Here is a 12,524-nt window from a genome sequence, read left to right as displayed (position 1 = left end):
AATTCAATGCAGGTACTGGAGTCCACCGTTCATCCCCAGTCGGATGACTTTCGCGCCAATGCGGAGGTGATGGAAGCTCATATCGCCACTTTCCGGGATGTGGAACAGAAGGTTCTGGACCTTGCCGAAGCGGCACGGGAGAAGTTTATCAAGCGCGGCAAGCTGCTGCCCCGTGACCGTATCAACCGTTTGCTGGATCGGGGCACGCCGTTTCTGGAGCTGTGCTCACTGGCCGGTTACAAGATGCACGATGACAAGGACGGCAGCATGTCCGGTGGCGGCATCATTGCCGGTATCGGCCATGTCAGTGGTGTTCGCTGCCTGGTGGTGGCCAGCAACAGTGCCATCAAGGGCGGCACCATAACACCGGCGGGCCTGGACAAGACCCTGCGACTGCAGCAGATCGCCATGGAGAACAAGCTGCCGGTGGTGTCGCTGTCCGAGAGCGGCGGCGCCAACCTGAATTACGCCACGGATATTTTTGTGCTGGGCGCCCGCGGATTCGCCAACCAGGCGCGGATGTCTGCCGCTGGTATTCCGCAGGTGACGGTGGTTCATGGTAATGCCACCGCCGGCGGTGCCTACCAGCCGGGGCTGTCGGATTACGTCATCGTGGTGCGGGAGCAGGCCAAGATGTTCCTGGCCGGCCCTCCCCTGCTGAAAGCTGCCACCGGCGAAGTCGCCACCGACGAGGAACTCGGTGGCGCGCAGATGCACGCAGAGGTTGCCGGGACGGCGGAATACCTGGCTGAAGACGACGCTGACGGCATCCGCCATGCCCGCAATATTCTCGAAGCCCTGCCCTGGAACGAACAATTGCCCCCGGCCCGGGAACCGGAATGGGAAGAGCCACTTTACCCGGCTGAAGAATTGATAGGTGTGATCCCCAGCGACGCCAAAAAGCCCTACGACGTCCGCGAAATTCTGGCCCGCATCGCCGATGGTTCGAAATTCATGGATTTCAAGAACGGCTACGACGATCAGACCGTGTGCGGCACCATCCGAATTGAAGGCCATTCGGTGGGCATCATCGGCAACAACGGCCCCATCACCCCGGCTGGTGCCACCAAAGCGGCCCAGTTTATACAGCTCTGCGACCAGGCCGGCACGCCCTTGCTGTTCCTCCACAACACCACCGGTTTCATGGTGGGCACTCACTCGGAGCAGAACGGCATCATCAAACACGGCTCAAAAATGATCCAGGCAGTGGCGAACTGTCGGGTACCAAAGGTCGCAATTGTCATCGGCGGTTCCTATGGTGCAGGTAACTATGCGATGTGCGGGCGCGGCCTGGACCCGAGATTCATCTTCGCCTGGCCCAATAGCCGCACAGCGGTCATGGGCCCGGCACAGGCGGGCAAAGTGATGCGCATCGTGGCCGAAGACAAACAGCGCCGGGGCGGCATGGAGCCGGACCCGAAAACCCTGGATTTCCTGGAGCAGGCCACGGCCAAGAAACTGGAAGACGGCTCCACGGCCCTGTTCGGCACAGCGCGACTGTGGGACGACGGTCTGATCGATCCGCGGGATACCCGGCGGGTTCTGGCCCTGGTGCTCTCGGTCTGTCGTGAGGCGGAGGCCCGGCAGTTGCGGCCCAATTCATTTGGTGTGGCCCGCCTTTGATTCGGTCTTTGATGAGGCCCGCCCACACAGCCGCCACCCAAGCTCAAGAACGTGCACCAACACAACACAGGCACGGACTAACAATCAGGAGAACAATAAAGTGAAATTCACCCCCGAACACGAAGCCCTGAGAAAAACCGTCCGCGATTTCGTGGAGAAGGAAATTAATCCCCACTGCGACGAATGGGAAGAAGCCGGCGAGTTCCCGATTCACGACATCTTCAAGAAACTCGGCAACCTCGGGATTCTGGGCATTCAAAAGCCGGAAGAGTACGGCGGCATGGGGCTGGATTACAGCTATAACCTGGTGGCGGCAGAAGAGCTGGGCACCGCTCACTGTGGCGGCGTGCCCCTGGCCGTCGGTGTTCAGACCGACATGTGTACACCGGCTATTTCGCGCTTCGGCTCCGATGAACTCAAACGCACCTTCCTGGCCCCGGCCATCGCTGGCGACATGGTGGGGTGTATCGGTGTCAGCGAAGTTGCCGCCGGTTCCGACGTGGCCGGGATGAAGACCACCGCCAAGCAGGATGGCGACGACTACATCATCAACGGCTCCAAAATGTGGATCACCAACAGCCCCAAAGCCGATTTCATCTGCCTGCTGGCCAACACCTCCGACGACAAGCCCCACAAGAACAAATCATTGATCGTGGTTCCCATGAACACGCCAGGCATCTCGTTCAGCCCGCACCTGAACAAGCTGGGCATGCGTTCGTCCGAGACCGCTGAGATCTATTTTGACGATGTCCGTGTACCCCAGCGTTACCGCATCGGCGCCGAGGGCACCGGCTTCATGATGCAGATGCTACAGTTCCAGGAGGAGCGGCTTTGGGGTGCTGCCAACGTCATCAAGGCCCTGGAACAGTGCATCACCAAGACCATTGAATATTGCCGCGAACGCAAGACCTTCGGCCAGCCGTTGATCAATAACCAGGTGATTCATTTCCGCCTGGCGGAACTGCAAACCGAAGTCGAGGCACTGCGCGCCCTGACCTATCAGGCATGTGAGCTTCACATCGAAGGCAAGGATGTCACCAAGCTGGCGTCGATGGCCAAACTGAAGGCCGGGCGACTGGGGCGTGAGGTGACCGATAGCTGCATGCAGTATTGGGGTGGCATGGGTTATATGTGGGAGAACCCGGTGTCCCGTGCTTTCCGGGATGTGCGGTTGGTGTCAATCGGGGGTGGCGCTGACGAAATCATGCTGGGCATTATCTGCAAGATGATGGGGACTTTGCCTGGAAAGCAACGCGACTGATTTTCAGTTTTGGAGTCAAACTTATGGAAACATTACTTCACTGCGAAACGCTTATTCTGGAGAAGCAGGGCCCCGCCCTGCATGTCACCCTTAACCGGCCGGACGTTCGCAACGCCATGAGCCTGGAAATGGTAGCGGAGCTTTCGGCGGTGTTCAGCCAGATTGAGGGTGATACCAGCATCCGTGCCGTGGTTCTTCGTGGTGCTGGCGGGCATTTTTGTGCCGGGGGAGATATCAAGGACATGGCGGGCGCCCGGGGGCAGAAGCCGGCCGAGGGCGAGGAAGATCCGTTTTACCGCCTGATGCGGGCGTTTGGACAGATGATTCAGCAGGTGAACGAGTCGTCGAAGGTGGTGATTGCGATCGCCGAGGGTGCCGTAATAGGCGGCGGCTTCGGGCTGGCCTGCGTGTCGGATGTGGCCATTGCCGGGCCGTCGGCGAAGTTCGGGATGCCGGAGACCACCCTCGGGGTGATTCCCGCGCAGATTGCGCCGTTTGTGGTGGAGCGCATCGGGCTGACCCAGGCGCGGCGACTGGCGTTGCTGGGCTTGCGGGTGGATGCCGAGGAGGCCTGCAGGCTCGGCATTGTTCATCAGATGGCCGAGTCGGAAGTAGAGATTGATGAGCTGCTGGGCCAGGCGGTGGAGCGGGTCCGGATGTGTGCGCCCAATGCGACCGCGGAGACCAAGGCGTTGTTGCACCGCGCAGGCCATGAGTCCATGAGCGGCCTTCTGGACAGCGCGGCCGAGAAGTTTGCCACAGCTATTCGCAGTGATGAGGGCTCCGAGGGGACTCTTGCCTTTATGCAGAAACGTGCTCCGTCGTGGGCTTCTGGTGAGTGACGTTTTTTAGGCTTTGGTGGAGGGGCGGGGTTGATCAGGCTTTCCGGGACACGCGGTGAATACATCCCTGTACGCTCGACAAAAACATCCATGTTTTTGACAGTCCCGGAAAGCCTGATCAACCCCGCCCCGAGCACCGTGCAAAACGCTCATAAATTAACAAACGGGCATGCAATAACAAAAGTTGGAAGGAGCGTTGTTGCGAAGGGTGCTTTGGTTCAGGACCGTAAAAAACATGGATGTTTTTTACGAGCCTACATGGACGTATTCACGGCGTGTTCTGAACCAAAGCACCCTTCGCAACAATGCGACAACCACCCAAGCAAGAGAGCATACCGATGCTAAAAAAGCTCCTAATAGCAAACCGAGGCGAAATCGCCGTACGGGTGATCAAGACCGCGAAGTCATTGGGCTACCGCACTGTGGCGGTTTATTCCGAAGCGGACGCCACTGCGCTGCACGTGGAAATGGCCGATAAGGCGGTTTGTATCGGTCCGGCTCAGGTGTCGGCTTCGTACCTGAAGGCCGAGGTTATTATAGAGGCGGCGGTCAGGAGCGGGGCGGATTGTGTGCATCCGGGGTATGGGTTCCTGTCGGAGAATTCCGGGTTTGCCAGGGCCTGCAAAGATGCGGGGCTGGTGTTTGTGGGGCCGCCCGAGGCGGCTATCGAGCTGATGGGCAGCAAGCGGCGGTCGAAGATTGCGATGCAGGAAGCGGGCGTGCCGGTGGTGCCCGGGTTTGAAGGTGATAATGCCAGCGATACGGAACTGATCGGCGCTGCCAAAAACATTGGCTACCCGCTGATGATCAAGGCTTCCGCCGGCGGGGGTGGGCGGGGCATGCGACTGGTGGATAAGGGAGAGGAACTGGCCGACAACATCCAGCGCGCCCGTTCCGAGGCCAGGCAGGCCTTTGGGGATGATGAGCTGATCCTGGAGAAAGCAGTTATCGAGCCCCGCCATATCGAGATCCAGGTGTTTGCCGACCAACATGGCAACGCGGTCTATCTCGGCGAGCGGGACTGTTCGGTTCAGCGGCGGCACCAGAAAGTGGTCGAGGAAGCGCCCTCACCTTTCGTTACGCCGGAACTCCGGCAAGCCATGGGCGAGGCGGCCGTAAAGGCGGCCCTGGCCTGTGGCTACGAAGGCGCCGGCACGGTCGAGTTCCTGGTCGACAAGGACCGCAACTTCTATTTTCTGGAAATGAACACCCGCCTGCAGGTGGAGCATCCGGTGACTGAGCTGATCACCGGGCAGGACCTGGTGGCCTGGCAGCTGTCCGTGGCCGAAGGTCTGCCATTGCCGCTGGCACAGGACCAGATCCGGTTAAACGGCCACGCCATTGAAGTACGTCTGTACGCAGAAGACCCGGCCAACGGGTTTACACCACAGACCGGACCGCTGCACCAGTTCCGGCCTGCGGAAGGCGAAGGATTGCGGTTTGATACCGGTGTTCGCTCCGGCGATGCCGTAACACCCCATTACGACCCCATGCTGGCCAAGGTGGTTGCCTGGGGAGCCAACCGCAACCAAGCCCGCCGCCGGCTGCTGCGGGCGCTTGAAGACACCACCGTATTTGGCGTGACCACCAACCGCTATTTCCTCAGCCGCATCATTGCCGATGACACCTTCGGCGCAGGCGAAGCCACCACGGCGTTTCTGCAACAGGCATTCCGCGACGATCCATCGCTGACCTCGCAGGAGACCGGCATTCGCGAACTGGCGCTGGCCGCCTGCGTATTCAGCCATGGCCATCGAGACCCCGGTGCGGCTCGCTATGATATGAATACGTCCTGGAGCAACGCGCCGGCCACAGTCACGCCGATGAAGCTGGAAGCCGGAGACAACACCCTGGAGCTGCTGGTGCGTCGTGCCGGCAACCACTTTACGGTAACCAGTGGCGAACACCAGTACAAACTCGACCTTGAAAGCATCAGTGATGACCTGCTTTGCATTACCGACAATGGCATTCGCCAGCAATGCCAGTATTACCGCCGCGGCGACCAACTGTATTTGCAGGTATCCGGACAGGCGATCGCATTGCGAGACGTTACCCATCAGCCTGCCAGCGGGTCTGCCGCCAGTGGCAGTGGCCGCATCAAAGCCACCATGGACGGCGCTATTATCGATGTTCTGGTGCAGGCCGGCCAGGCGGTGAAACTGGGCGACACCCTGGTGATACTGGAGGCCATGAAGATGGAGCACCCGGTAAAAGCAGATCGCGATGGCACAGTGAGTGAGATCCTGGCTGCGAAAGGCGACCAGGTAAAACGCAGTCAGCTGCTGGTGGACATCACTGCCGGCGAATCCATTGCTGACGCCAAATCCGAGGAGACCGGACAATGAGCACACTGAAAGGCAGAACCGTTTTTATTACCGGCGGCAGCCGGGGTATCGGCCGGGCCATTGCCCTGGCCTGCGCCAGGGAGGGCGCCAATGTGGTGATCGCAGCCAAGTCTGACAAGCCGCATCCAAAGCTGCCAGGCACGATTCACAGTGTGGCTGAGGAAATTCGGGAAGCCGGCGGCAAGGCCCTGCCCCTGGTGCTGGATGTAAGGGACGAAAACCTGGTGCGCCAGCGTGTGGACGAAGCCGCGGCCCACTTTGGCGGCATTGATGCGCTGGTGAACAACGCCGGCGCCATCAAACTGACCGGCGTGGAGAACCTGAAGGTCAGCCGTTACGACCTGATGCATCAGGTCAATGCCCGCGCGGTGTTTGTCTGCAGCCAGGCAGCACTGCCCTGGCTGAAAGAATCGGACCAGGCCCATATCCTGAGTCTGTCACCGCCCCTGAATCTCGACCCCAGGTGGTTCGCCCAGTACGGACCCTACACCACCACCAAATACGCCATGACCATGCTGAGCATGGGCATGGCCGAAGAGTTCCGGCGCTATGGCATCGCCGTGAACACCCTCTGGCCAAAAACCTTGATCGCCACCGCCGCCATCGAGTTTGAAGTGGGCGGCCCGCAGATGATGGCCCAGGGTCGCAAGCCGGAAATCATGGCAGACGCGGCCTTGAGCATTCTCAGCCGCCCTGCCGAAAGGATGACCGGCCAGTCGGTCATTGATGAAGATATTCTGAAAGCCGATGGCGTCACGGATTTTGAACATTACCGGTACCAGGCTGGCGACAAGCCGCTGATGCCGGACCTGTTCCTGGATTAGCCCCGGAGCCCTGATGGATGACCCCATGACCCGGGACAGCATATCCCCACGTGACATTGCTCGCAGCCTGCCGGGAATACTCCGGCGGTTACCCGCTATTGCCAAAGGCTATTACTACTACTCAATCGAAGACAAAAAGAAAGACCTGACCCTTGGCACTTTGGTGGAACGTAACGCCAGAAAACACGGCCACCGCACAGCTATTCTGTACGAAGACCGCAGCATTACCTGGCACGAATTCGACCAGTGGAGCAACCGCATTGCCGGCTTTCTGAAAGCCGAGGGGCTGATCAAGGGCGATGCCATTGCCATCCTCCTGGAAAACCGTCCGGAACTGCTGGCGGTGGTGGCGGGCGCCGCCAAGATTGGTGTGGCCTGCGCCATGCTTAACACCTCCCAGAAAGGCCGGGTTCTGGCACACAGTATCAACCTGATCAGTCCCAAGATGATCGTTGTCGGCGAAGAACTGGTGGACAGCTTTGACGGTGTCAGAGCCGACATCCACACGGGCCATCCCAAAGCCTTCCTGTACCTGGCCGACACCAACACCCTGAACATCTTTGGCGAAGCGCCGGACGGCTACGTGAACATGGCGGCACAGGTCAGCGCCTACAGCAACACCCCCCCCAGACCTGTGGATCCGCCCACCATGGGCGATACCGCTGTTTATCTGTTCACTTCCGGCACCACTGGGTTGCCCAAGGCCGCGCCCGGTAGCCATCGCAAGTTTATGAAAGCCTATGGCGGCTTCGGCATGATGTCCCTGGACATGAAGCCAGACGATATCCTCTACTGCACCCTGCCCCTTTACCATGGCACGGCACTGGTTATCTGCTGGGGCTCGGTGTTGGCCGGCGGTTCCGCCATTGCCCTGCGCCGCAGGTTCTCCGCCAGCGCCTTCTGGGACGACGTACGCTACTTCCACGCCACCGCTTTTGGCTACGTGGGCGAGCTTTGCCGCTACCTGCTCAATCAGCCAGCCAGCGACCAGGACCGGAATCACAAGCTCACCAAGATGATCGGCAACGGCCTGCGGCCGTCCATCTGGAAGGAGTTCAAGGAGCGCTTCGGTATTGAAACCGTGGCGGAGCTCTACGCCTCCAGCGAGGGCAACATCGGCTTCAGCAATTTCTTTAACCTGGACAACACCGTCGGGTTTTCCACGGCACCTTACAAGCTGGTGAAATTCCACCATGGTACCCGCGACCCGGTCCGTGATGGTGATGGCTTTATGCAGGAGGTGGAGAAAGGCGAGCCGGGGCTGCTGATCAGCGAGATCACCAAGACCTGGTCCTTTGAAGGCTATACCCAGAAGGACGCCACGGAAAAATCCATCCTGAGAGATGCCTTCAGCAAAGGCGACCAGTGGTTCAACACCGGCGATGTATTAAAACAGATCGGCTGCGGGCACCTGCAGTTCGTGGACCGCATGGGCGACACCTTTCGCTGGAAAGGCGAGAACGTATCCACCACGGAAGTGGAAAACATCCTCGATGGCTCAGGCATGGTTGAGGAGGCCATTGTCTTCGGCGTAGAGATCCCCGACACCAACGGCAAGGCCGGCATGGTAACGCTAGTACCCCACTGCAGTGGCGAGGCGTTCGATGCAAACCGACTGTTCCGTTACCTGACCGACAACCTGCCGCCCTATGCGGTGCCGGTTTTCGTGCGGGTGACCAGTGCCATCGAGAAGACGGGCACCTTCAAATACCGCAAGGTGGATATCCAGAAAGCCGGCTATTCCATCGACAAGCCGGGGGAGCAGGTTTATGCGTGGTTGCCTGGGACGGAGGGGTATACCCCGTTGACACCTGAGCTGGTGGCGGAGATTGATGCCGGGGAGGTTCGGTTTTGAGTTTTCCTGGTAATTGAGTGGTGCCTGGTTGATTTGGCCCTAGCCTGCCGGATTTGGCGTATAGCTGTGGCTGAGGGGCCCTCCACAAAAACGCTACGAGCACATCCATGTGCGCTTGACTCCGGCCGTCCCTGGCCGGAGACATTTTGTGGAGGGCCCCTCAGCCACAGCTTGCAAACCTTGGGGATATACCGGTCAAGGCAAACCACGTAGGTCGGATTAGCGAAGCGTAATCCGACAAATGGATGCCACGCCACGAAAAGAGTCGGATTACGCTTCGCTAATCCGACCTACAATAGCAAGGCGATACCTCCCATGCTTTGCCTGTACCGGTGGGGAGCCCCTCCCAAAAATGTGCGGAGCCATGGATGGCGGAGCCCAAGCGCACATGGATGTGCTTGAAGCGTTTTTTGGGAGGGGCTCCCCACCGGTGCAACCACCACAACATACAGGCTAGGGCCCAGTTCTGACGCCAGACCTCAAGAACCAACCTTAAGCACAATCTTCCCGGTAGCTGTGCGCCCGGTCAGCGCCCCGAGGGCTTTCTCGTAATCCTCGAAATCGTAAACCTCACTGATTCTCGGATCAATCTTGCCCTCGGAGAACAGTTTTAGCAGCTCCATCATATTCTGGGCGCTGGTTTTAGGCTCACGCTGGGTGAAACTGCCCCAGAACACACCCACTACCGAACAGCCCTTCAACAGAGTCAGGTTGGCCGGGATCTTGGGGATGTCGCCGGCGGCGAAGCCGATAATCAGGTGGCGGCCGTTCCAGGCCATGGCACGCAATGCCTGTTCCGTGAATTCACCACCCACCGGGTCGTAGATGACATCCACGCCTTTGCTGTTGGTCAGCCGTTTCACGGCGTCTTTCAGTGGCTCTTCGGTATAGTTGATCAGCTCATCGGCACCGGCTTCCCTGGCTACCGCCAGCTTCTCGGCGGTGCTGGCGGCTGCGATTACATGGGCGCCCATGGCTTTGCCCAGTTCCACCGTGGCCAGGCCAACGCCACCACTGGCGCCAAGTACCAGCAGGGTTTCACCCGGCTGGATGTTGGCCCGCTGTTTGAGGGCGTAATAGGAGGTGCCGTAAACCATGGAGAAAGCCGCAGCTTTTTCGTCAGACATGGATTCAGGGATGGGCAGGATATTCTGTTCGGGAACCACAACTTCCTCTGCGAAGGCACCGTAGCCGGTGAGGCCGGCAACGCGGTCGCCCGGTTTGAAGCGGGTTACTTTCTCGCCCACTTCGATCACCTCGCCGGACATTTCTCCGCCGGGAGAAAACGGCATGGTCGGCTTGAGCTGATACTTGCCTTCGATGATCAGGGTGTCTGGAAAGTTCAGGCCGGCGGCCTTGACCCGCACCTTGACGCCATGGCCTTTCGCAACGGGACTGGCGATGTCTTCGATCACCAGCTTGTCCGCGGGGCCGTATTCCTTGCAGAGAATCGCTCTCATGTTCTGACTCCGTTAATCGACGGTCGATACAGGATGACTGCAGTTGATGGTCATCAACCTAAACAGAGTCGCGCCATGAAGCAAATAAAGAAGTTTTATCCAACCGGATAAGCTTTACTTATATTCCCGGTGATCCGCTACTAAAGCATGGTGCTTACGTAGGCCATGGCACCCACCAGACATATACCGGCCGCGATGAGCCCCATCAGAATACCTTTGGGAATAACAGACTGCTTGTTACGGTCGTTGCGCGCGCCATCATGGCTGACCACCCGACCTTCCTGGCTGGAGTTGCGAATCAGGGTGACCATTTCCTCGCACTGACTGCGATTAAATTCGGACGGGCGGAACGTGTCCATTCCCTGGCTATCCAGGAACCGGTTCACATCGGATGATAGCGGAACGTACTTCATGGACCAGTTGGTGAAGGTTCTCTGTTTAATCGGCTCTTCCAGCAGAATGACCACATTGCGATGCCGTTCGTCCCTGGCAATCCGGTCATATAGCCTGCCAACGGCTTCCTCCTCGCCTTCCAGATACTGAAAAAACTGGTCGTCGCCATAGTAGAGCCCGCCAACAATTTCATTTTTCGCGTTGTTTCTTCGGGATTCCATCAGAATCCGCGCGACATTGGGCTCTACGCCCTTTTCCACGGGCTTTGCCTTGAAGGTGGCTTCACTGGCATAAGCCAGGCGAATCAGGGACATAATACTCACTCCGGACTGCGGGAAACGTTCAAGTTGACTCTGAAATACGTGCCCGGCGTTGAAGATGGATCATAGACATTCGTATATCGGTGCCTACCGGGCGCTACCGGGTTTCCTCAAAATGCTCCACCCCTACACCTTTCCGGGGGGGTGAATCGGCTAACCTTTTGGTCTACCCTGCCAACACTCAATCGTTCCTTGGCGTTGGCGGCTCCAGACGGTAACATTGCCGTTTTTTTAGCCCAGCTCCTGAAAAGATTTGCCCAACCCCCATTCAGCATCCTGTGAGGCAGGCATCCGTCATGCTCGAACGTTTATTCAAGCTCCAGGCCCATGGTACCACCGTTCGTAAAGAGGTGATTGCGGGCTTTACCACTTTCCTGACCATGGCTTACATCATCGTGGTTAATCCCAGCATTCTCTCTGCCACCGGCATGGACTTCGGTGCTGTGTTTGTTGCCACCTGTCTGGCGGCCACCATTGGCACCCTGATCATGGGACTCTGGGCCAACTACCCGATTGCCCTGGCACCGGGCATGGGCCTGAACGCCTTCTTCTCGTTCACCGTGGTCGGCAGCATGGGCTACAGCTGGCAGGTGGCACTGGGAGCCGTGTTCATCTCCGGTTTCATCTTCTTTTTGCTGAGCCTCTTCAAGGTCCGGGAATGGATCATCAACAGCATCCCGCTTTCGTTGCGCTTCGGCATTTCAGCCGGTATCGGCTTCTTTCTGGCGCTGATTGCACTGAAAAATGCCGGGGTCGTTATTGATAACCCCGCCACCCTGGTTGGTCTTGGCGACGTTAAAGTGGCCGAAAGCCTGCTTTTCTTCGGCGGCTTCGTACTGATCTGCGCGCTGTCGTTCCGCCAGATCACCGGTGCGGTGATGATTGGCATCATTGCCGTGACCGCCGCGGCAATGGCAATGGGCATGGTGGAATACGACGGCTTTGTTTCCGCCCCGCCCAGCCTGGCCCCGACCTTCATGCAGCTGGATCTGGCCGGTGCGTTCAATGTGGGCATGATCAGCGTTATTTTTGCCTTCCTGTTCGTCGACCTGTTCGACACCTCAGGCACCCTGATCGGCGCAGCCCAACGCGGTGGACTGCTGGATGAAAACGGCAAGCTGCCGCGCCTTGGCCGTGCCCTGATGTCCGATTCCGTGGCGACCATGTCCGGGGCCGCCCTCGGTACATCCACCACCACCAGTTATATCGAGTCCACCGCTGGCATCTCCGCCGGTGGCCGCACCGGCCTGACCGCTGTCGTGGTGGGCGCCCTGTTCATGGCGTGCCTGCTGCTGTCGCCCATTGCCAGCATTATCCCGGCTTATGCCACAGCCCCTGCCCTGCTGTATGTGGCCGTGCTGATGGCCAGCGGCCTGAAACTGATAGACTGGGACGATGTCACCGAAGCTGCACCGGCGGTTGTGACGGCACTGATGATGCCGCTGACGTTTTCCATCGCCAACGGCATTGCGCTGGGCTTCATCACCTATGCCATCCTTAAGGCGCTGAGCGGTCGCTGGTCGGATCTGAACGCCAGCGTGGTCATTATCGCGATCGTCTTCATCCTGAAATTCACCTTCCTGGACGTGGCTTAAGCTGCG

Annotated in this window: 9 protein-coding genes; 7 read left to right on the top strand and 2 right to left on the bottom strand. The window is 58.9% G+C overall.

The features are described from left to right. The first annotated feature begins 6 nt into the window (after positions 1-6). The 6 genes from DIT71_RS14600 to DIT71_RS14575 all read left to right on the top strand — a co-directional run bounded on the left by DIT71_RS14600 (position 7) and on the right by DIT71_RS14575 (position 8,750). Positions 7-1,623: an acyl-CoA carboxylase subunit beta gene (locus DIT71_RS14600; protein ID WP_114613949.1), complete on the top strand. Its 1,617-nt coding sequence runs from the start codon at positions 7-9 to the stop codon at positions 1,621-1,623. A gap of 100 nt (positions 1,624-1,723) precedes the next feature. Continuing rightward, a complete protein-coding gene (locus DIT71_RS14595) occupies positions 1,724-2,884 on the top strand; it encodes an acyl-CoA dehydrogenase family protein (protein ID WP_114613948.1) in 1,161 nt (386 codons plus the stop codon). A 23-nt stretch (positions 2,885-2,907) separates the two neighbouring features. Continuing rightward, complete coding sequence (locus DIT71_RS14590) at positions 2,908-3,726, top strand: enoyl-CoA hydratase/isomerase family protein (RefSeq protein ID WP_114613947.1); 819 nt, start codon at positions 2,908-2,910, stop codon at positions 3,724-3,726. A gap of 338 nt (positions 3,727-4,064) precedes the next feature. Further along, positions 4,065-6,071 carry an acetyl/propionyl/methylcrotonyl-CoA carboxylase subunit alpha gene (locus tag DIT71_RS14585; RefSeq protein ID WP_114613946.1) on the top strand — a complete coding sequence of 669 codons (2,007 nt, stop codon included), beginning with the start codon at positions 4,065-4,067 and terminating at the stop codon, positions 6,069-6,071. Then, a complete protein-coding gene (locus DIT71_RS14580; RefSeq protein ID WP_114613945.1) occupies positions 6,068-6,895 on the top strand; it encodes an SDR family oxidoreductase in 828 nt (275 codons plus the stop codon). The genes DIT71_RS14585 and DIT71_RS14580 overlap by 4 nt, the downstream gene beginning before the upstream one ends. Positions 6,896-6,920: 25 nt before the next feature. Further along, positions 6,921-8,750: a long-chain-acyl-CoA synthetase gene (locus tag DIT71_RS14575; RefSeq protein WP_114614088.1), complete on the top strand. Its 1,830-nt coding sequence runs from the start codon at positions 6,921-6,923 to the stop codon at positions 8,748-8,750. A 479-nt stretch (positions 8,751-9,229) separates the two neighbouring features. On the opposite strand, the gene DIT71_RS14570 is transcribed toward DIT71_RS14575, so the two are convergent. After that, positions 9,230-10,210 (bottom strand): NADPH:quinone oxidoreductase family protein, encoded by a 981-nt coding sequence (locus DIT71_RS14570; RefSeq protein ID WP_114613944.1) that lies wholly within the window; start codon positions 10,208-10,210, stop codon positions 9,230-9,232. Positions 10,211-10,350: 140 nt separating this feature from the next. Then, entirely contained in the window at positions 10,351-10,917 is a 567-nt protein-coding gene (locus tag DIT71_RS14565) for a BLUF domain-containing protein (protein WP_114613943.1), read from the bottom strand. 302 nt (positions 10,918-11,219) lie between these two features. Here DIT71_RS14565 and DIT71_RS14560 point away from each other — a divergent pair, with 302 nt between their 5' ends. After that, positions 11,220-12,518 carry an NCS2 family permease gene (locus DIT71_RS14560; protein WP_114613942.1) on the top strand — a complete coding sequence of 433 codons (1,299 nt, stop codon included), beginning with the start codon at positions 11,220-11,222 and terminating at the stop codon, positions 12,516-12,518. Positions 12,519-12,524 lie beyond the last annotated feature (6 nt).

The sequence above is a fragment of the Marinobacter vulgaris genome, assembly GCF_003344045.1.
Classification (GTDB): Bacteria; Pseudomonadota; Gammaproteobacteria; order Pseudomonadales; family Oleiphilaceae; genus Marinobacter; species Marinobacter vulgaris.
The sequence above is the reverse complement of the archived record's forward strand: the minus strand, read 5'-3'. Positions and strand labels throughout refer to the sequence as shown.